This is a genomic window from Fibrobacter sp. (assembly GCF_017551775.1).
Lineage (GTDB): Bacteria > Fibrobacterota > Fibrobacteria > Fibrobacterales > Fibrobacteraceae > Fibrobacter.
In genome coordinates, this window is sequence record NZ_JAFZKX010000070.1 from 12,525 (window position 1) to 32,484 (window position 19,960).

Here is a 19,960-nt window from a genome sequence, read left to right on the forward strand (position 1 = left end):
GGTCGCGTATGAGACGCACCGTGCTTTGCTTCGGAATTGTCCTCCTGGGCGTTCTGGTGTTTTTTGCGTGGACTTTGGTGTCCGGTCCGGTGGATGTCTCGCTGCGCGATCTGGCACTGGCAGTATTCTCGCCGGATGAGGCGGAACCTTTCCACACCAAGATTTTATGGGAGCTGCGCTTCCCGCGTGCCGTGGCCGCGGTGCTTGCGGGCGTCGCGCTTTCGGTCTCGGGCCTCTGCCTGCAGACCGTTTTCCGTAACCCGCTCTGCGGGCCTTATGTTTTGGGCATCAGCAGCGGGGCCAGTCTAGGGGTGGCGGTCGCGCTTCTTGCGGGCTTCGGTTTCGGCGCCCTCGGCGTCTTGGGTGCCGCTGCCGCAGGTGCCGTGCTTGTTACGCAAATCATACTCATCCTCGCCTCGAGGTTCAGGAACAGTTCCGTGCTCCTTGTGGCGGGACTCCTCGTCGGTTATTTCGTGAACGCGCTCGTGAACGTTCTCGTGTCGGGCGCCGATGCGGAAAGCTTGCAGGTCTATGTGTCGTGGGGACTCGGGAGTTTCGGGCGCCTCACGCTCGGCGCCGTTCCCGGATTCGCGGTCTCGGTTTTGGTCGGGCTTGCACTGGTGGTTTGCTCTATGCGTTACCTGAACGCGATCCACATGGGCGACGACTTCGCCCGCGGGCTCGGCGTCCGCGTCGGGCCTTCCCGCATCTGCGTGCTGCTCGGTTCGAGCTTGCTTGCCGGAGCGGCGACCGCGTACTGTGGCCCGGTGGCATTCATCGGCATCGCCGTTCCGCATTTGGCCTTCATGCTTTTCCGGACGACGAACCACCGCGTGCTCTTGCCTGCGGCTTCGCTGTGCGGCGCCCTGCTTGCGCTTGCCGCGGGACTGTTCCCCGTGTCCATTCCTCTCAACGCGGTCCTGAGCATCATCGGCGTTCCTGTTATTTTGTATGTACTCTTGCACGGAAACCGTGGCGGGAGGGCTCTATGATTCTTGAAGCGTCCGGTTTGCAGTTCGGCTATGCGGGCATCGAAAATGCATTTGCTGCCGCGTTTGATTTCGGCCTGGAGGCGGGCGAGGTCGTTGCGCTTATGGGCGAGAACGGTTGCGGCAAGAGCACCCTGTTGAAGGTCTTTGCCGGACTGTTGCCGCCGCTTGCGGGAAAGGTCGAAATTTGCGGAAAGGATGTTTATGACCGTGCGGCGGGATGGAACCTGCTCGATTTGTCGAAGAAGGTGTCGCTCGTGCGCATGGGCGTGCAGCCTCCCGACCGCATGACGGTGCGGGAATTCGTGAGCCTCGGCCGCACGCCGTATTCGGGAATTCTCGATGGCCGGAGTTTGGAGGACGAACGCGTTATCGACGAGGCCATGGCGCTCTTGGACGTGACGCGATTTGCGAAGCGTCCGGTCGCGGAACTGAGCGACGGTGAACGGACCCGCGTGTACCTTGCCGAGGCCGTGGCCCAGCAGGTGGACGTGATGCTCCTCGACGAACCGAATGCGTTCTTGGATATCCCGCGAAGCCATGCGCTGTTCCGTACCTTGAGGGAACTAGCCGCGTCCCGCAAGATGGGCGTCGTGGTGTCGACGCATTCCATAGAGTATGCCGAAAAATATGCCGACCGCATTATGGTCGTGAATGGCGGGCGCGTACGCGTGTCGCCTGCCGGCAATGCACTTGCCGATGGCCTGCTGGACTGGGCCTGCGCCGACTAGCGGATTTTCTTGACATCGATGCCGAGGCGCGAAAGCCTGTTGTACAGAGTCGTACGTAACAGGCCGAGCCGTTCGGCGGCGAGGCTGATGGAGCCGTCGCATTCGCGAATTTTCGCCTTGAGGAATTCGCGTTCCTCTTCTTGCTGCATTTCCTGGAACTGGGCGTAGCTTTTAATTTCGGAACTAGGCGTGCCTTGGCCTTGGTGTTGCGGGTGCGAGGCCGGTTCCCCGATTTGCAGGTCGTCTGCAGTAATCGTGCCGGGGTCGGTGAAGCACAGCGTGCGCTGGATGACGTTTTCCAGTTCGCGGATGTTACCGGGCCAGTCGTGCGCTTCGAGCTTCTTGAGGGCGTCGGGCGAAAGCGTGTAAGGTTCGCCCGCGGGCGCGTACTGGCGGATAAAGTAGTTTGCCAAGTCTTCGACATCCTCTTTGCGCTCGCGCAGGGGCGAAAGCGCCACCGGGATGACGTTCAGGCGGTAGAAAAGGTCTTCGCGGAAGCGTTTTTCGCGGATTTCTTCGCGCAGGTCGCGGTTTGTCGCCGCGATGATGCGCACGTCGATATGCCTGGTCTTGTTGGCGCCTATCGGGCGGATTTCATGGTTCTGGATGACGCGCAGCAGTTTCACCTGGGCGTGCAGGGGCATGTCGCCGATTTCGTCTAGGAATATTGCGCCGCCGTTCGCGTCTTCGAACAGCCCGATGCGTTCGTTCTGCGCTCCGGTGAACGCGCCGCGCGTATGCCCGAAGAGCTCGCTTTCGAAAAGCGTGTCGGGTATGGCGCTGCAGTTTACGACCACGAACTTGTCGTACATGCAGGCGATGGCGCGGGCCACGAGATCCTTGCCGACGCCCGATTCGCCCTGGATGAGCACCGGGCCTGTGTGCAGGATGGCGCGCTCCACCATCTTGCGGAGTTTCTTCATCGACTCGCTTTTGCCCACGAGGTGGCTCATGCGTTCGGTGAATATGCGGCGCGCGCTCTGGATTTCCTTGAGTTTCGAAATCTTGCTCATCAGGTGCAGGCGCAGGGCTTCCACCGAGAGCAGGATGTCGTAGAGGTTTCCGGGAATTTCCGCGTACGCTTCCGGATTTTCGGCGTAGGCGAGGACCATCGCGTCGGGGGCGAGCGTACGCACGCGGGCGAGCGCGGCGACACTTTCGCCCTTGAATGAATCCAGGTCCCAGATGACGATTGACGCGATTTGATTTCGCGGGGTGGCGTCGCTATGCGTCTCTACCGAGTAGTCCACGGAAGAAAGAACGTCCAGGATGAACGAGGACGTGTCTGTTTCTTTTGTGAAAAAATCGATAGATTGCATTATTAGTTCTGAGTTTCTAGTTTAGAGTTCTAGTTCTTTGTATCCTGATAGCAAGAAACTTCTTGATAATAGAAATTCTAGTAACTAGTAACTACTAACTAGTAACTGCACCGTAGGTGCCCAGTAACTACTTTCCTAATTCCTTAGAGCGTTCCGTGCCAGCGACAACGGCCTTGATGAGGCTCGAGCGGAAGGCGCCTTCTTCGAGGGCGTCGACGCCTGCAATCGTGGTACCGGCGGGCGAGCAGACCATCGCGCAGAGGTCGCTCGGGCTCTTGCCCGACTGCTTCACGAGTTCGACGCTGCCTTCGATGGTACCGAGGGCGAGCTTGAGGGCCACATCGCGGGTAAGGCCGGCCTTCACGCCGCCGCGGGTGAGGCCTTCGATGAACTCGAACACGTAGGCGGGGGCACTACCGGAAAGTCCGGTGACGGCGTCCATGAGGCTTTCTGCGACGCGGCAGGTGACACCGATGTTCCCGAAGATTTCTTCGGCGGCCTTGAGGGTGGCCTCGTTGACGCCGTCCGTGGCGAGCGCCACGGTGCCCTTGCCGACAGTGAGCGGCAGGTTAGGCATCACGCGGAGCACCTGGTTCTTGGCGCCGAGCACTTCGGTCAAGTTCTTGCGGGCGACACCCGCCATGATGCTCACGAAGGTCTTCGTACCCTTGATTACCTTGACGGCGTTCTTCCATTCGGTAGCGACCAGCTTGAAAATCTGCGGCTTCACGCAGAGGAAGGTGATGTCGGCCTTCTTGACGCCTTCGGCGAAGTTTTTCACGCGTACGCAGCCGAGTTTCACGACCGCTTCAGCGGCAGCGTCGTTCGGGTCGAAGAAGAAGATGGACTTGGGGTCAACTTTGGCGTTCAGGAGCCCGCGGAGGATAGCGCCTCCCATGTTGCCCGTGCCCGCGAAGAAAATTTTCTGGTTCATTTTGTTTTCCTTTTTTCCTAAAATTATCCGTTCATCGAGGTGAGGAAGTCGCGGTTCGTCTCAAACAGCTTGAGCTTGTCGCGCATGAATTCCATGATTTCGACGGTGGTCATATCCTGCAGGTAGCGGCGCAGCACCCAGACGCGGCGCAGTTCCTCGTCGGAAAGAAGCAGTTCTTCCTTGCGGGTGCCGGACTTGAAGATATCGATGGCCGGCCAGATGCGCTTTTCGGCGATGCGGCGGTCGAGCACGAGTTCCATGTTGCCCGTACCCTTGAATTCTTCGAAAATCACTTCGTCCATGCGGCTGCCGGTTTCGATGAGGGCCGTACCGATGATGGTGAGGGAGCCGCCGTTCTCGATTTTACGTGCTGCACCGAAGAAGCGCTTGGGGCGCTGCATGGCGTTCGCATCCACGCCGCCGCTCAAGATCTTGCCGGAATGCGGGATGACGACGTTGTTCGCACGGGCGAAACGCGTGATGGAGTCGAGCAAAATCACCACGTCGTTGCCGTGTTCCACGAGGCGCTTGGCCTTTTCGAGGACCATGTCGGCCACCTTGATGTGGCGCTCGGGCGGCTCGTCGAACGTGGAGGCGAGCACTTCGGCCTGGATGTTCTTGCCGGCGTTGGCCGCGTCGTTCTTGAGTCGGTCGATGAGCTTCCTCATTTCGGTCACTTCTTCAGGACGTTCGTCAATCAGGAGCACCATGAGCTTCACCTCGGGGTGGTTCACGGTGAGCGCCTGCGTCACGTTCTGGAGCAAAACCGTCTTACCGGTACGCGGGGGAGCGAGGATAATGCTGCGCTGGCCCTTGCCGATGGGTGTGAACAAATTCATGATACGGGTGCTGAACTCGTCCTTCTTCCATTCCAGATTGAGCTTCTCGATCGGGTGGATGGGAGTGAGGTATTCGAATGCCACGCGACGTTTCGTCTTCTCGGGCGCTTCGAAGTTCACCGTGTCGATGCGCATGAGGGCGAAGTACTTTTCGCCTTCGCGCGGCTGGCGCACCTGGCCCGTGATGGTGTCGCCCATCTTGAGGTCGTAGCGGCGGATGATGTTCCTGCTGATATAAATATCGTCGGGGCCCGCGAGGTAGTTGTGGTCGGGGTTACGGAGGAATCCGTGGCCGCCTTCCGGGATAATTTCGAGCACGCCTTCCGTGTAGATGGGGGTTTCTTCGCCACCGGTAGAAGAAAGGATGCTGTACACGAGCGCCTGCTTGCGCATGCGCTTGTAGTCCTCGATGCCGAGTTCTTCGGCGCGCTGCTGGAGTTCGAACATCGGGAGGCCGCGCAGTTCGCGCCACTTGGCCTTCGCGGCCGCCACGACTTCGGGAGGCGGGGGAGGCAGCTGGATGCTCTCGTCGATAAAGTCGTCTTGCGGGAGGTTCCTGTTGTGGCGGTTCTTGAACTTGTTGTTCTTGTTGAACTTGTTGAACTTGCCGTTGTTGTTGAAGTTCCCGTTGTTGCCGTTATTGTTGTTGAACTTTCCGCCGTTCTGTCCGTTGTTCTGCTGGTTGTTCTGGCCGTTGCCCGCATTTGCGGCGGCACCTTCCGCGCCGGCGGCCTGGGCGTTCGCGTCACCTGCGTTTTCGGGCTTCGCTTCGCTCTTGGCTTCGGGCTGCGCCTCGGACTGGCGTGCCTCGTTCTGCTTGTCTTCGAATCTCTTGGCGTTGTTTTTTTCGGCCTTCGGGGCGGGCGCTGCGTCTTCGTTGCCGTTCTGTGCTTCGGCGGGAGCGGCTTCTGCCCTGGGTGCTTCGTTCTGTTCGGCTTCTTCGTTTGCCTGTTTCTTGGGGCGGCCGCGGCGCTTGCGCGCGGAATCGGCTGTGTCTACGCCGGGAATGGGCTTGGCGAGGTCGCCTAATTTTTCATAATCTATCGATGCGTTCAGGTCAATGCTATCGGAAAGGAGCTGCGGTTCGTCTTGAACTTTTTTTTGTCTAGGCACGTTTCGTTCCTTTGAAAGTATGTTGGGTGAAAAAACTTGTGTTGTTGAAAAATGGGGAAAGGGAATAAAGAAAAAATCCCTTCGATTTATTTATGATATTGAAAATAAGGATTCCCTTGGAATCGTTCATAAAATACAAAATTAATCTCACTTTGTCAAAAAAACGTGTCTCCAAACGCATTTTTATTCACGGGGTATTCGAACGGAATAGCCGCACGATGAAAAATGCTATATTAACGGCGTGGATTCATTAGACCGCGTTTTTATCGCATTGGGTAGTAATCTGGCTCCGCGTTCCCGTAGGCTTGCCGAAGGAAGGGATATGCTTTCGCGCATTTCCTCGGGCGGCTGGATGGAAAGCCCTATTTATGAAACTCCTCCGGTAGGACCGGAAGGGCAGGGTCCGTATTTCAATCAGGTCGTAAGTTTCTGGTACGACGGCGATCCGAAGCGTTTGCTGCATTACCTCAAGGGCGCCGAACTCGTGCTCGGACGCAAGCCCCGCGGACACTGGAATTCCCGCGAGATAGACCTCGACCTGCTTTATTTCGGCAACAGGGTATTGGCGGGCAGGCCGACGATCCCGCATGTCGAAATCCCGAACCGCCAGTTCGTGCTCGTCCCGCTGAACGACATCGCCCCCGACTGGGTGGACCCGCTCAGCAACACCACCATGAAGGATTTGCTTTCGCAGCTTCTCCAGAAGGAAGGGAAGATCGAATTCCGTACCATCACAGCGGAGGAACCCTAATGCTTACGGACAAAGGTGTACATTTTCTCGCTATCGAAGGGGTCATCGGGGTCGGCAAGACCTCGCTTGCGCGTATCATCGCCGAGCGCTGGAATGCCCTCTGCATAGAGGAGAATTACCAGGACAACCCGTTCCTCGAAAAGTTTTACGAGAATCCCGAACCCTATGCGTTCCAGACCCAGTTGTTCTTTTTGCTGGAGCGTCACAAGCAGTTGCAGCATTCCGCACTCCAGAGCGACTTGTTCCACGACTTGCTCGTGAGCGACTACACGTTCGACAAGGATGCCATTTTTGCGGCGCAGAACCTTTCGGACAGTGAGTTCGCCATGTACGAGCAGGTTTCGAAGGCCATCGAACACGAAATCCCGAGGCCGGACATGGTTGTGTATTTGCAGGCGAGTGTCCCCACTCTCCTTTCGCGCATCAAGAGCCGCGGCCGTTCGATGGAAAAGGCCATCGAAGGCAGCTATCTGAAAGATCTACAGGCCCGTTACGACCTGCATTTCTGGCACTACCCGCATGCGCCCGTCCTTATCATCAATACGGACCACATCGATTTCGTCCACAACGAGAATCACTTGAAACTCGTGCTCGACGCCATCGAGGCGTGTCCCCGCCAAACGACTTATTTTGTTCCAGAAGGTAATTAAGAAGGTCATATGCAAATCATAAAGTCAATCGAAACTCTTCGCGAAACGCTCAAACCGCTTGCGAAGGAGGGAAAAACAATCGGTCTCGTCCCGACGATGGGTGCGCTCCATGAAGGTCATGGCGCCCTCATCAAGGCTTCGGTGAAGGATTGTGATATTACGGTTGTCAGCGTGTTTTTGAACCCGATCCAGTTCGGCAAGAACGAGGATTTGGACAAGTATCCCAAGCGTCTCGAGGCCGATGCCAAGCTCGCCGAGTCCCTGGGGGCAGATTTCGTGTTCGCCCCGAGCGTCTCCGAGATGTACCCGGATGGCGATCCGCTCACGATGGTGCGTGACGAGACCCTCGAAAGCCTTTACTGCGGTGCCTACCGCCCCGGACATTTCCGCGGCGTGCTCACCGTCGTCTCCAAGCTTTTCCTCATTACCCGTGCGAACCACGCCTATTTCGGCGAGAAGGATTACCAGCAGGTGTTCCTCATCGAACGCATGGTGAAGGACTTGAACTTCGATATCGAAATCCACCGCGTGCCTATCGTGCGCGAGGCTTCGGGACTTGCTCTTTCCAGCCGCAACGAATACCTGTCCGATGAAGAACGCAAGCAGGCGCTCGGCATTTCTACCGGCCTGAAAGAAGCGAAGGCCGCCTTCCTCGCCGGCGAGAAGGGCGTGGCGAAGCTCCGCGATGTCGTGGTGAAGTCCATCTTGCAGAACCGCGGCCAGGTGCAGTTTGTCGAAGTCGTGAACCAGAAGGACTTGCAGAAGTTCTCCGGCGTGCTGAAGTCTTCGGACAAGGCCGTTATTTTGGTTGCAGCCTTCTTCGGCAAGACCCGCCTTATCGACAATATCGAACTTAATTAGTTACTAGTTCCTAGTTCTGAGTTACTAGTTTAACGGGTCTCAAGAAGCTTCTTGAGACCTAAAATTCTAGTAACTAGTAACTATTGACTAGTAACTGCACCGCAGGTGCCTGTAACTATTGACTAATAACTGCGCCGCAGGCGCTATTTGCTTGTTGCGGTAAACACGCCGTCCCATGTTTCGCCGGGTGCCACGGGCGGATTCTCGCGGTAGGCGATGCAACGTTGTATATACACGAGGCTCGGGCATGTCTTGCTTCCGGGGTCGCGCTCGGGCAGATGCGGCTCGTATTCGAGGCACTGCGTGAACAAATCCTGCGCCTTGTCCCAGTCCATCTCCAGGTAGGCCTCGCGGGCCGTTTCCCATATTTCTACGAGCTTGTTCAAGGTTTCGCGGTTCTCGGTGTCCGATTTCGCGAGGAGTTCGAACGTCTTGACCGGCAGGCTCTTGCCTACAACGCGGATGGTGTCGAGCGAGCGGAATATGAACTTGCCCGGCTCGAGGTGCTTCTGCGTGTCTTCGCTAATCTGTATGTAGGCACCGTACTGCTTTGCGGCACTTTCCAGGCGCGAGGCGAGGTTCACGGCGTCGCCCATCATGGTGTAGTTCTTGCGCATGGTGGAACCCATGTTGCCCGTCACTATGTCGCCCGAGTTGATACCGATACGCATGTGCATATCGTGGACCACCTTCGGCCACTTGTCGCCTTCCGATGTCCATTTCTTGCGGAGTTTCATGAGCTTGCTCTGCATGTCGCAAGCGGCGCTGCAGGCGCTTTGCGCGTGGTTTTCCAGGGGCATGGGCGCTCCGAAGAATGCGATGATGGCGTCGCCTTCGTACTTGTCTAGCGTTCCCTTGTTGCTCAAAAGCGTGTCCGTCATTGCCGTGAGGTATTCGTTCAGCAGGTCGACGAGTCGGCTCGGGTCGCCGATTTTTTCGGAGAAGGTGGAGAAGCTTGCGATATCGGTGAAGAACGCGGTGATGTTCGACTTTTCGCCGCCGAGGGTCGGCATAATCTCGTTGTTCACCATTTCGTCAATCAGTTCGGGCGAGATGTACTGCTTGAACGCGTTGTCGAGGAATCGCTTTTCCTTGTTTTCGTAGTAGAACTGGACAATCAAGGCCGCGATGTTCGTAATCAGCATGGCGATCAGCTGCTTCGATACGCCGATGTACATGCCGTCCTGGAAGTAGCGGAACGCTATGAAGGTGTAGGCGCTCATGAGGAGGAACGAAATGGCGATGGATATGTAGCTCTTGATGAAAAGACCGAGCACCATGCAGAGGATGGCGAGCAGGATGACGATGAACTGTTGGTGTTTTTCGGCCAGGGTCACGATGTAGTTGTCGTTCAGGATGTTCTGGATGATGGTCGCGTGTATGAGCACGGCGGGGTTGTTTTCTTCGTGCGGGCCAGGCACAAAGTCGAACAGGGCGGGCGCCGCCGACCCGAGAATGAATACCTTGCCCTGGTACATGGCCTGGTCGTGACGGTTCTTGGTGACATCGTAGTAGGACAAGTGCTGGAACGGGCGGCTTTCCTTGTCGGTATTGTATCGCCCGATGTAGTTCACGAGGTAGCGCCCGTAATTGTCGATGGGCACGCGCTTGATGGGGCCGAATCGGTATTCTTCGCCGGGCTTGAGGTTGTCGACCTTCTTCTCGCTCGTGGCGATGATGTCGCGGATGACCTTGTCGTTCAAGATGGCGATGTTCGACACCCATTTCTTCGAGGACTTGTCGTAACGGAGGTCGATGTCGATGGAAAGGTGCTTGGGCTTGTTGACGGGAAGGCTCGAAAGCGAATCCTTGTAATAGCTGATGGTATGCAGGATGTTCGGCGTGATGGTGATTTCTTCGTCGTTGTTCGTGTCGTTGACGATGAAGAGGATGTTGGATTCGCTTTCGTCTTCGCGGGTGATGGTCACGCCGGCGGCGAATTCAGTTTCTTCGCCCTGCTTGAGGGACAGAAGTGAATCGCAGTGGACGCTGGTCGCGATGTCGAGAAGCAGCTTGGATTCCGTTGGGTCGAGAACCTGCCCGTCGAACAGCGAGAAGGTTATTTCGCCATCCTTGTTCTTGGTGGCGATGACCTTGTTGGTTATGTCGATGATGTCTTCGGAGGCCCTGTGCTGCGCGTCCTTGCGCTTGAGGAATTTCCGGAGCTCGAGGAACATGGGGTAGCTGAACTGCGGATAGGTCGCGTGGAAGCCCCCCGCCGAATCGCGGTATATGCCGAAGGGCTTGCCGAGGTCGATGTAGTTCCCCATCTTGATCTTGACGTTTTTCGGGTCCTGGTGGAACAGGTGGAGGACCGTCATCAGGGACATCGTGGAATAGACGCGGCTCGGAATGTCGGGATAGGCGTAGGGGTTCGGGAAACGGTAGAGCATCGACACGTGGCGCACCACGCCGTCATCGTCGGGGTAGGCGTTCACGGAACCCATCAGGGCGCCCGCCTGTGCCAATTCGGGATAGATGTTGTCGAGGAGCGTTTTCGGTTCCACATGGGTGATGGAATCCACTTGCGAGTTGTTGAAAGTCGAGTTGAACCCGAGTTCCTCGGCGCGTTCGAATGTGGCGAGTTTCTCCCAGACGGATTTGTGGTTGAACGAGGTGGAATCGTCCATCATGAAGCACATGATGGCGTTCCCGCTCTCCCTGATTTCCTTGATCATCAGGGAGTCGAAATTGTAGTGCGAGCGGATATCCGAGAACAGGGAGTCCCACTGCTTGGTGGAATCGACCGTGTTCAGGATGTTGATGGTCTGTTCCGCCTTTTTCTGGCCGAAGTCCGCGCTCTTGAACAGGATATCGAATGCGATGGCCGATGCTCCGCCATCGTTCAAGTTCTTGATGACGTTGGCGTGGATGGAACGGTCCCATTCGTTGTAGTTGCCGAGCTTCGTGAGGGCGTTCTCGTCGATATCGACAATGATGATGTTGGGCTCGAAACTGTGACTCATCAAGACTTTGCCGTCTTTCTCGAGCTTTTCGAAGGTCTTGCCGGTCTTAATCTTGAAGAATTGGTCGTAGAAGAAGTTTTCCAGATCCTCGGCGGCGGTACGGGTCACATCGATGTAGGGGTCCTGCGAATTGCCAAGAAGGAGAATCAGGAAAAGAAGGACGGCGGTGATGACAAGGCCGACGACAATCTTCTTTATCTTTTTCAAGATTTTTTTGTTCATGCTTTAAGTATAATAAAACAATAAAACTATATTTCAGTATGATTTGCCCCAGGAGCGTATTTTGGCTGCACAGAAAAAGAAAACTGCAAAAAAAACAAGTTCGAAATCCAGGGAAAAGACCCCGGTCGAATCGGATGTTCCATTTTTTGTAATGCTCGGCGGCTGGTTCCTGACTGCGGTCGGAATCATTCTCCTGCTCGGATGTGTAAGTTCCGTGTATAGCGGTTCCGACGGCAACTGGCTTGGCCCCTACCTGGGCAAGTTCCTGCCGGATCTTTTCAATTTCATTTTCGGCAAACTTCCCGTAGTGTTCTTCACCGGAGCGCTCATGCTGTGGGGACTCTTCCTGGCGGTGCGTTCCATGCGCGAACGCCTGCTCAGCTTTGCCATCGGGATGAGCCTTTTGACCGTCGACCTTTCGTGCCTGCTTTCGCTCAAGAACTACGGCGAAACCCACGTGGGCCGCGACGTGATGATGATGAACGGCGGAATTGTCGGGCAGTTCTTTAGCCAGAATATCGCGATTCCCGTGTTCGGGAAGGTCTCCTGCGTGGCGCCGCTCCTGGTTCTGCTCGTGGCGCTTGCCCTGATTCTCGTGCTTTCGTTCGGGTTGCGCCCGAGGCACTTTGCCTTTATCGCCAAGACGATGCGCTGGTTTGCGGGGCTGTTCCGCAAGAAGCCCGAGGCCGAGGAATTGGAAGGCGAAGAGCCCGAAGAAGACGATGATATCCGGACCGAGGAACCGAAGCGCAAGGGCATCACCTTCATGGACGACGATACCATTTTCAACGAACCCGACGGTTACAGGCTGCGGCACCGCGGGAAGTTGAAGCCTTTTAGCGCCCGTAAGAACTGGATGGATTCTCCCTTGATGGATCTCGGGGACGAGGCCGGTTCGGGCGAAACGACAATTGCGCCGGCAATGCCTGTTGCGACGATGGCCGCAACCGCGAGGACCGTGGTTCCGGCCGAGGCGGCTTCGCCGGAATTGACGGGCGAAGATCCCGAAATTTTGCGCCTGGAACAACAGCTGCGCGACAACGAACGCTACATGAGCGCTCTCGAAATCAAGGAAATCCGCGACAAGATTGCCGAAATCCGCCGTGCGCGCGACATGCTCAACTGGGAACGCGCCCACCAGAACAAGATCGTGGTGAAGGGCGCCGTTCGCGGGAACAACAATACCCGTCCGGTAGATACCGTAGGCGGCGACAAGACTGTTATGGCCGGGAATGCCGCGGCTCCCTCGCAGGACGACGAGAGGACCGTGGTCGCCGGTGCAGGAAAAATGGAAAGCAGGCCCGAACGTACGATGGCCGGGACCCTTTCCGGATTGTTCGCCGGTCCCGAGGAAGCGGACAATGCGCCTGCCGCGGACGACGAGACGTTTATGCCCGAGATAGTCTCGAGCGACGAGGTGGAACAGGACCCGACCTACGAAGGCGCGAACCAGATTGGAACTTCTTCGTCCGGGACGACGTATACGGGCGGTGCAGCGAACGGAATTCCGCAGCCTGACCCGACGGTGCATTACGACGAGTACAAGGTTCCCACGGTCGACGAGATTCTCGACAAGCACGATCCGCAGCCTGCGGACTATACCGAGGACGAACTCAATGCCATCGGCCGCATGCTCGAGGAAAAGCTCGAGAACTTCAAGGTGAAGGGAAAGGTCGTGGGCTGCGAGACCGGCCCCGTGATTACGCGCTTCGAGGTGGAACCGGGCCCGGGCGTGAAGGTGAGCCAGTTCAGCGCGTTGCAAGATGACCTCGCGATGGCGTTGAAGGCTTTGTCTATCCGCATCCTGGCGCCTATTCCGGGCAAGGGAGCCGTGGGTATTGAAATTCCGAACAGGAAGATGCAGACCATCTTCGGGCGCGACATCTTCGAGAGCGCCGCGTTCAAGCCTACGCCCGACAAGATTGTCATGGCGCTTGGCAAGGATATTTCCGGCGAGCCGTTCACGATGGATTTGGCGAAGGCCCCGCACTTGATGATTGCGGGCCAGACAGGTTCCGGTAAGTCCGTCTGTATCAACGCGCTTATGGCGAGCATGCTCTTCAGCAAGACTCCCGATGAACTGCGCATGATTCTCGTGGACCCGAAGGCGGTGGAACTCAAGATGTACGAGAACATCCCGCACCTGCTCGCTCCCGTGATTACCAAGCCCGAGGTCGCCATCCAGGCGCTCCAGTGGCTCTGCTACGAGATGGACCGCCGTACCGAGGTGCTCGCGAAGGCGAAGGTCCGCAACCTGCTCGGCTTCAACGAGAAGTTCGAGGCTGGCGAGCTGCCGGACGACGTGCCCGATACCGATCGCGGTCACCGCATGGCGTTTATCGTCGTGATTATCGACGAGATGGCCGACCTCATGATGGTGGCCGGCAAGGAAATCGAGAAGAACGTGAGCCGCCTGGCCGCAAAGGCGCGCGCAGTCGGCATCCATCTGGTGCTCGCGACCCAGCGCCCGTCGGTGAAGGTGATTACCGGTAACATCAAGGCGAACCTGCCGACCCGTATCAGTTTCAAGGTGGCATCCCAGGTGGACGCCCGTACCGTGATGGACCATGCCGGCGCCGAGAAGTTGCTCGGGCGCGGCGACATGCTGTTCAAGGCGGTGAACGCTCCCGACCCGGTGCGCGTGCACGGAGCCTTCCTGAGCGACGAAGAGGCGGAAAAGCTTGCTGACGCCTGCAGCAACCAGAACGTTTGCTACCCGCAGCTCGAGACCTTCGAGGTCGAAGGCGAAGGCGGGGAAGGCGATGAAGACGGTGAAGGCAATGCCGCGATGAACGAGAAGAAGGACAAGCTCCTGTTCGAGGTCGCCAAGTGGGCAATCGAATGCGGCAACGGCCTTTCTACTTCTGCCGTGCAACGCCATTTCAGCGTGGGCTACAGCCGCGCGGGCAAGATCGTGGACCAGCTTTACGGCATGGGCCTGTGCGCCCGCAGTACCGGCAACTCCAAGCCCCGCGCGATGCTTATCGGCATGGATGAACTCATGCAACTTGACCGCTCCGGCGCGTTCAGGTAGTACCAATAACTAGCGACTATTGACCAATGACGATTAAAGAATTCGCTCCTGCAAAAATCAACTTGTTTCTCGATGTCATCCGCAAGCGTGAAGACGGCTACCATGACCTCGGCACTGTTTTTCAGACCATCGATGCCGGCGATACCGTTTCGGCGGAAGCCCGCATGGACGGGAAAATTGCCCTGAGCTACAACAAGCCTCAGGATTATCCCGTGGAATCGGACCTCGTCTACAAGGCGGCGCTCGCTTTGCGCAGCCATTCCGGGAACGAGAACCTCGGGGCGGAAATTTTCCTTGACAAGGTGATGCCTCTCGGTGCTGGGCTTGGTGGTGGCAGCGCCGATGCCGCAGCGACCCTTCGGTTGCTGAACCGCCTCTGGGACCTCCGGTTGCCGCCTGCGGAACTGGAACGCATCGGGGCGACGCTCGGGGCCGATGTGCCCTTCCTGGTCAGAGGCGGCACGGCTTTCGCCGAGGGCATCGGCGAGCGCCTGACCTTCATCGAGCCGCTCGACCTACCTGCGGGCGAGGTCCTGCTTGTCGCGACCCCGCACGACGCCGTCCCCACGAAGGATGCGTATGCGGGTGTCCCGAAGTCCGGGCCGGACCGCTGGGATGCCTACAAGGCGGCATGGGCGAGCGGAACCGATGCGGAAAAGTCCTTCGGGTGCCATCTTCTCGATTCTGGTTCGTTCTTCAATGCCTTCGAGATTTCCGTATTCCCGAAGCACCCGCTGGTCTCCGCGCTTAAGGACAAGGTTCTTGACCTCGGTGCGCGGGTCGCCCTCATGAGCGGCTCCGGCGCCTCCGTTTTCGGCATCTTTACCGACAAGGCCTCCGCCGAAACCGCCGCCGAGAACCTCCAGCCCTACACCCGCTACCTCACCCTGACCAAGTTCTGGCACGCATAAAGCGTTGGGCCCTTGCGATAAACGGTCTTAAACCTGCAATAAACGGTCTTTCTATTGCTATAAACTGCCCAAACCTGAGAGGCGTCGGCCGAGATGGGGTGGGTGCAGGGCGGGGCCCGTGCGGCCTTCGCCACTCTGAGCTCGGGCCCCGCCCGCAAGCATTTTATACCAGAAATAGCCTTTTCTATTCGAAAATAACCGCTTTCCCTTTAAAAATTCCCCGAATTTTTATATATTTGCGCCACCATTGGGGTATCGTCAAGTGGTAAGACAACGGATTTTGATTCCGTTATTCGTTGGTTCGAATCCAGCTACCCCAATGAAATTTTTTAACAATAAACCTCAATTGGAGTCTACAATGGAACTCACAAAACTCGCAGCAACCTCGAGAGTGCTAGGCAAGAGCCGCGACAACGCCCGCCTTCGTAAGGCTGGCCAGATTCCGGCCGTCTATTATGGTAAGGGTCAGGAGTCTGTGAATATCAGCGTCAGCGCTATCGATGTTCGCAAGGTTCTCGCCCCGGGTAAGCGTTACACCCTTCTCGACCTCGAGATCGACGGCAAGGCCGGCAATCCCGCTGTCATCTACAGCTACCAGAAGGATGCCATCACTCAGGCTATCACTCACATCGACTTCATCAAGATCGGTGAAGACTCCAAGATCAAGGTCCGCGTGCCGGTCAAGCTCACCGGTCTTCCGGTCGGCGTCAAGACTCAGGGCGGCGTGTTCTCTCAGGAAAGCCGCTACCTGATGCTCTCTGCCAAGCCGGGCTTCATCCCGACTGTTCTCGAAATGGATATCTCCGATTTCGGAACGAACATCACGTTCTACGCCAAGTCGTTCAAGCTCCCGGAAGGCTGCGAACTCGCTAGCCTCCCGCGCACGGTGATCTTCACGATTACGTCCAAGTCCAAGAAGAAGGAAGATGCTGCTGATGCCGCATCGGCCGCTGCTGCCGCTCCTGCTGCGGAAGCCAAGTAATCTGGACAATCGTCAAGAAAACTTCAAAGGGTCTGCCAATCGGCGGACCTTTTGCTTTTGTGCGCAAATCTGCCGCGGCATGGACATTTTTTCTAAATTTGAATCATGTATATTATCGTAGGTCTCGGAAATCCTGGTACTCAGTATTCTAACACGCACCACAACGCGGGTTTCATGGCAATCGAAAAGCTTGCCGACCCGAACAAGGACTGGAAAAGCGAACACAAGGCGCTCACGATGAAGGTGAATATCGCGGGCGAGGAGGTTTTGCTCGCGAAGCCGCAGACCTACATGAACCTCTCGGGCGAGGCCGTGCAGGCCCTGATGACTTGGTACAAGGTGAAGGTGGACCACCTGCTGGTGTTCAGCGACGATATCAACCTTGACGTGGGTCGAATCCGTTGCCGCAAGGACGGCAGCCACGGCGGTCAGAACGGCCTGCGCAACATCATCGAGCATGTGGGCGACAAGTTCCCCCGTATCCGCTTCGGCGTGGGCAAATGCCCCCCGAAATGCGACCTTTCCAACTGGGTTCTCGCAAAATTCTCTCCCGAGGACCGTCCTGCCTTCGAAGAGGCCATTTCCAAGGTCCCGGCACTTGTAGAATGCTACTTTAAACTTGGCATAGAAAAGTGCATGGAACGCTATAACGGAAAATAGTATATATTTATAAGAGTATATATCTAGTATACTCCTTAGCGTTTGTCTGGGTGGGAAGATTATGGATGATAAACTGACATTCGCGCTTACGGTGGCTGGCTTTGATGGCAGTGCCGGTGCCGGAATTTTGGCCGACGTGAAGGCGATGGCCCATTTCGGCGTGTACGCGCAGGCTGTTTGCACGGCTGTTACCGAGCAGAACGAAGACGAGTTCGTTGCCCCGGGATGGGTCATTTGGGACCGTATCGAGGCGCAACTCGAAACGCTTTTCCGCAAGCATACCTTCAAGTACGTGAAAATCGGGCTTGTCGAGAAGGCGAGGGTCCTCAGGCGCATTGTGGAATTCGTGCGCGAGAAAAGCCCGGACGCCTTTATCATTTGGGACCCGATTGCGAGCGCCTCGGCGGGATACCACTTTATGCGCGACGCCGAGAAGTTCTTGCCGGTCATGAAGTCGATTGACCTGGTGACCCCGAACCAGGACGAATTTGCCTTCCTGGGTCTCGGGCTGGCCGCTTCGCGCGAAGAGGTTGAACTCGGAAAGGATTTTGCGGTTCTCCTGAAGGGAGGGCATGCGAGAGGGAAGGAAGCCGTCGATACCCTGTGGTACAAGGATGAACAGTACAAGTTCAGGAGCCCGCGGTTGCCCGGCAAAGGGAAGCACGGAACGGGCTGCCACCTTTCCGCGGCAATCCTTGCGAACGTGGCGCTCGGCAAGGACTTGCCGGATGCGTGCCTAATCGCGAAGCAATACATGAACGAACTTCTCCAGAGCGGGGAAGGCCGCCTCGCGAAAGATTTTTAGAAAAAACGAGTGGCCGTCTTCGGAGCGGTCGTCCGTGAAAAAATAAAGCCCCGCGGCGTGCGGGGCTTTTGAATTTCAATGCGAGCACAAACCGGAGTAATTTCCGTGTTTAGCGCGAGCGGTCGCTTGTGAACGGAAAAGGCCCGTATTGACGGGCCTTTGCAGTGAGAGTGAGTGAGGAACCGGAGGTTCTGCTCCCTAGATGTCGAACGAGCGGTCGCCTGTGAACGGAAAAGGCCCGTATTAACGGGCCTTTGCAGTGAGAGCGAGTGAGGAACCGGAGGTTCTGCTCCCTAGATGTCGAACGAGCGGTCGCTTAATCGTCGTCTTCAGCAGGACGCTTCGAGAGCTGCTTTCTCTTGATCGGGTCGAGCTCGTTTTTGCGGAGACGCAGGATTTCCGGCGTGACTTCGATGCATTCGTCTTCGTTGATGAAGGTGACGCATTCTTCCAGGGTCATGCGGCGGTACGGAGTCAGCTGGATCATGTCGTCAGCGGACTTGGAGCGCATGTTGGTGAGGTGCTTGCCCTTCGTAACGTTCACGGTGATATCGACGTCGCGGTTGTGTTCACCCACGATCATGCCCGGATAAACTTCGGCACCCGGTCCGATGATGAGGTAACCACGGTCTTCCAGGTTGGAAAGCGCGTAGCTGGCGGCTTCGCCCGGTTCCTTCGCAATGAGCACGCCGTTGATGCGTGTCGGGATTTCGCCCTTGTACGGCTGGTATTCCTTGAAGGAAGACTGCGTCACGGCGTAACCCTTCGAGAGCGAGAGGAGGCGCGGACGGATACCGATGAGGCCACGGCTCGGCACGACGAATTCGAGTGTCACGCGGTCGTTGTCGTCGGTGACCATGTTCACCATTTCGCCCTTGCGCTGCTGGATTTCCTGGATGCAGGCGCCGCTGAACTCGCTCGGGACTTCGACCTTGAAGTCTTCGACCGGCTCGAGGAGCTTGCCGTTTTCATCGTTGTGGAAAATCACCTGCGGAGATCCGATGGTGAATTCGTAAAGTTCACGGCGCATGTTTTCGACGAGGATCGTCAAGTGCAAAATACCACGGCCCGAGACCTTGAACGTGGAGGCTCCGTCGACCTTTTCGACCAGGAGGGCGGGGTCGGCCATGTGGGCGCGTTCCAGGCGTTCCTGGAGCTGGTTACCCGTCATGAACTTGCCACCGTACTTGCCGGCGAGCGGCGAGGTGTTCACGGTGAAGATCATGGAGATGGTCGGCGGGTCGATGTGGATGCGCGGCAGGTGCTTCGGATTGTTCGAAGCGCTGATGGTATCACCGATATCGAACGTGTCGAGGCCAGCGATAAGCACGATTTCGCCCGGACCGGCTTCGTCGACCGGCTTCGGGGTGAGGCCTTCGTAGCGGAGGATCTTCTGCGGGCGGACGTTCTTGACGGTGCCGTCGCTGAAGGACTGTGCGTAAGTCTGGTTCGGCTTGATGACGCCTTCCTGCACGCGGCCCACGGCCAAGCGACCGAGGAACGTGGAGTATTCGAGGGAGGCAATCTGCAGGAGCGGTTCGGCGGCGGGGTCACCCTTCGGGGCCGGAATGCGCTCGATAATCTTGTCCATGAGGATGCTGAAGTCGCCGTCCGGGTCTTCCATCTCGGCCTTGCAGATGCCCTTGCGGCCGGAGCCGAACACCTTGTCGAAGTCGAGCTGTTCTTCGTTGGCGTCGAGTTCGCAGAAGAGGTCGAAAACCTTGTCGAGGGCGAGGTGCGGGTTGCAGCCGTCGCGGTCGATCTTGTTCACCACAACGATAGGCATGAGGCCGAGTTCGAGAGCCTTCTGGGTCACGAAGCGGGTCTGGGCCATGGGGCCTTCGAAGGCGTCCACAACCAGAAGCACGCCGTCCACCGTACCGAGAACGCGTTCCACCTGGCCGCCGAAGTCGGCGTGCCCCGGGGTATCGACGATGTTCACGCGGTAGCCCTTGTACATGACGCTCGTGTTCTTGGAGAGGATGGTGATGCCGCGTTCGCGTTCCAGGTTGTCGGAGTCCATCACGCGTTCGTTGACTTCCTCGCCTTCGTGGAAGGTTCCGCACTGCTTGAGGAGCTGGTCGACGAGGGTGGTCTTACCGTGGTCAACGTGGGCGATAATGGCGACGTTTCTGATTTTTGACTGGTCCATGGAATCTGCCTGTAATGGTTGTTTTTTGCGCCCAAATTTAG

The 19,960-nt window shown here is 57.2% G+C and carries 15 protein-coding genes and 1 tRNA gene; 11 read left to right on the forward strand and 5 right to left on the reverse strand.

The annotated features are described in order from the left end of the window. Positions 1–8 precede the first annotated feature (8 nt). Together IK012_RS08150 and IK012_RS08155 are read left to right on the forward strand one after the other, a co-directional pair. Positions 9–992, forward strand: coding sequence for an iron ABC transporter permease (locus tag IK012_RS08150; RefSeq protein WP_290952953.1), 984 nt, complete (start codon positions 9–11; stop codon positions 990–992). Further along, positions 989–1,720: an ABC transporter ATP-binding protein gene (locus tag IK012_RS08155; RefSeq protein WP_290952956.1), complete on the forward strand. Its 732-nt coding sequence runs from the start codon at positions 989–991 to the stop codon at positions 1,718–1,720. Before IK012_RS08150 ends, IK012_RS08155 begins: the two co-directional genes overlap by 4 nt. Here the strand turns inward: IK012_RS08155 and IK012_RS08160 are convergent. From IK012_RS08160 to rho, 3 genes are all read right to left on the reverse strand, one after another. Then, entirely contained in the window at positions 1,717–3,039 is a 1,323-nt protein-coding gene (locus IK012_RS08160; RefSeq protein WP_290952959.1) for a sigma-54-dependent Fis family transcriptional regulator, read from the reverse strand. The genes IK012_RS08155 and IK012_RS08160 overlap by 4 nt on opposite strands. Before the next feature lie 127 nt (positions 3,040–3,166). Next, positions 3,167–3,973, reverse strand: a complete 807-nt coding sequence (gene proC, locus IK012_RS08165) for a pyrroline-5-carboxylate reductase (protein WP_173383621.1) — start codon at positions 3,971–3,973, stop codon at positions 3,167–3,169. A gap of 23 nt (positions 3,974–3,996) precedes the next feature. Continuing rightward, positions 3,997–5,925: a transcription termination factor Rho gene (gene rho, locus IK012_RS08170; RefSeq protein WP_367273786.1), complete on the reverse strand. Its 1,929-nt coding sequence runs from the start codon at positions 5,923–5,925 to the stop codon at positions 3,997–3,999. Positions 5,926–6,166: 241 nt separating this feature from the next. Between rho and folK the strand changes: the two genes are divergently transcribed. The 3 genes from folK to panC are packed head-to-tail and all read left to right on the forward strand — an operon-like array spanning position 6,167 to position 8,187. After that, positions 6,167–6,676 carry a 2-amino-4-hydroxy-6-hydroxymethyldihydropteridine diphosphokinase gene (folK, locus tag IK012_RS08175; protein WP_290952964.1) on the forward strand — a complete coding sequence of 170 codons (510 nt, stop codon included), beginning with the start codon at positions 6,167–6,169 and terminating at the stop codon, positions 6,674–6,676. Continuing rightward, complete coding sequence (locus tag IK012_RS08180) at positions 6,676–7,326, forward strand: deoxynucleoside kinase (RefSeq protein ID WP_290952966.1); 651 nt, start codon at positions 6,676–6,678, stop codon at positions 7,324–7,326. The genes folK and IK012_RS08180 overlap by 1 nt, the downstream gene beginning before the upstream one ends. Positions 7,327–7,335: 9 nt before the next feature. After that, positions 7,336–8,187 carry a pantoate--beta-alanine ligase gene (gene panC, locus IK012_RS08185; RefSeq protein WP_173383620.1) on the forward strand — a complete coding sequence of 284 codons (852 nt, stop codon included), beginning with the start codon at positions 7,336–7,338 and terminating at the stop codon, positions 8,185–8,187. Between the two features lie 143 nt (positions 8,188–8,330). Here panC and IK012_RS08190 read toward each other — a convergent pair whose 3' ends face one another. Next, the gene (locus tag IK012_RS08190) at positions 8,331–11,375 is read right to left on the reverse strand and encodes a CHASE2 domain-containing protein (protein ID WP_290952970.1); all 3,045 of its coding nucleotides are present in this window, start codon (positions 11,373–11,375) and stop codon (positions 8,331–8,333) included. Positions 11,376–11,436: 61 nt separating this feature from the next. Here IK012_RS08190 and IK012_RS08195 point away from each other — a divergent pair, with 61 nt between their 5' ends. The 6 genes from IK012_RS08195 (at position 11,437) to IK012_RS08220 (ending at position 17,767) form a co-directional block, all read left to right on the forward strand. Continuing rightward, positions 11,437–14,409 (forward strand): DNA translocase FtsK, encoded by a 2,973-nt coding sequence (locus tag IK012_RS08195; RefSeq protein ID WP_290952973.1) that lies wholly within the window; start codon positions 11,437–11,439, stop codon positions 14,407–14,409. Between the two features lie 26 nt (positions 14,410–14,435). Then, positions 14,436–15,320, forward strand: a complete 885-nt coding sequence (ispE, locus tag IK012_RS08200; RefSeq protein ID WP_290952976.1) for a 4-(cytidine 5'-diphospho)-2-C-methyl-D-erythritol kinase — start codon at positions 14,436–14,438, stop codon at positions 15,318–15,320. 248 nt (positions 15,321–15,568) lie between these two features. Beyond that, positions 15,569–15,640 (forward strand) — tRNA-Gln (locus tag IK012_RS08205). A gap of 38 nt (positions 15,641–15,678) precedes the next feature. Further along, positions 15,679–16,302 (forward strand): 50S ribosomal protein L25, encoded by a 624-nt coding sequence (locus IK012_RS08210; protein ID WP_290952980.1) that lies wholly within the window; start codon positions 15,679–15,681, stop codon positions 16,300–16,302. A 105-nt stretch (positions 16,303–16,407) separates the two neighbouring features. Further along, positions 16,408–16,962, forward strand: coding sequence for an aminoacyl-tRNA hydrolase (pth, locus tag IK012_RS08215; protein ID WP_290952983.1), 555 nt, complete (start codon positions 16,408–16,410; stop codon positions 16,960–16,962). A gap of 61 nt (positions 16,963–17,023) precedes the next feature. Beyond that, positions 17,024–17,767, forward strand: coding sequence for a hydroxymethylpyrimidine/phosphomethylpyrimidine kinase (locus tag IK012_RS08220; protein ID WP_173379126.1), 744 nt, complete (start codon positions 17,024–17,026; stop codon positions 17,765–17,767). Between the two features lie 316 nt (positions 17,768–18,083). Here IK012_RS08220 and typA read toward each other — a convergent pair whose 3' ends face one another. Next, positions 18,084–19,919 (reverse strand): translational GTPase TypA, encoded by a 1,836-nt coding sequence (gene typA, locus IK012_RS08225; protein ID WP_290952989.1) that lies wholly within the window; start codon positions 19,917–19,919, stop codon positions 18,084–18,086. Positions 19,920–19,960 lie beyond the last annotated feature (41 nt).

Excerpts from the sequence above, each read along its gene's own strand:
- IK012_RS08150 (WP_290952953.1), top strand. The coding sequence starts at position 9 with ATGAGACGCACCGTGCTTTGCTTCGGAATTGTCCTCCTGGGCGTTCTG.
- IK012_RS08155 (WP_290952956.1), top strand. The coding sequence starts at position 989 with ATGATTCTTGAAGCGTCCGGTTTGCAGTTCGGCTATGCGGGCATCGAA.
- IK012_RS08160 (WP_290952959.1), bottom strand. The coding sequence starts at position 3,039 with ATGCAATCTATCGATTTTTTCACAAAAGAAACAGACACGTCCTCGTTC.
- proC (WP_173383621.1), bottom strand. The coding sequence starts at position 3,973 with ATGAACCAGAAAATTTTCTTCGCGGGCACGGGCAACATGGGAGGCGCT.
- IK012_RS08180 (WP_290952966.1), top strand. The coding sequence starts at position 6,676 with ATGCTTACGGACAAAGGTGTACATTTTCTCGCTATCGAAGGGGTCATC.
- panC (WP_173383620.1), top strand. The coding sequence starts at position 7,336 with ATGCAAATCATAAAGTCAATCGAAACTCTTCGCGAAACGCTCAAACCG.
- IK012_RS08190 (WP_290952970.1), bottom strand. The coding sequence starts at position 11,375 with ATGAACAAAAAAATCTTGAAAAAGATAAAGAAGATTGTCGTCGGCCTT.
- ispE (WP_290952976.1), top strand. The coding sequence starts at position 14,436 with ATGACGATTAAAGAATTCGCTCCTGCAAAAATCAACTTGTTTCTCGAT.
- IK012_RS08210 (WP_290952980.1), top strand. The coding sequence starts at position 15,679 with ATGGAACTCACAAAACTCGCAGCAACCTCGAGAGTGCTAGGCAAGAGC.
- pth (WP_290952983.1), top strand. The coding sequence starts at position 16,408 with ATGTATATTATCGTAGGTCTCGGAAATCCTGGTACTCAGTATTCTAAC.
- IK012_RS08220 (WP_173379126.1), top strand. The coding sequence starts at position 17,024 with ATGGATGATAAACTGACATTCGCGCTTACGGTGGCTGGCTTTGATGGC.
- typA (WP_290952989.1), bottom strand. The coding sequence starts at position 19,919 with ATGGACCAGTCAAAAATCAGAAACGTCGCCATTATCGCCCACGTTGAC.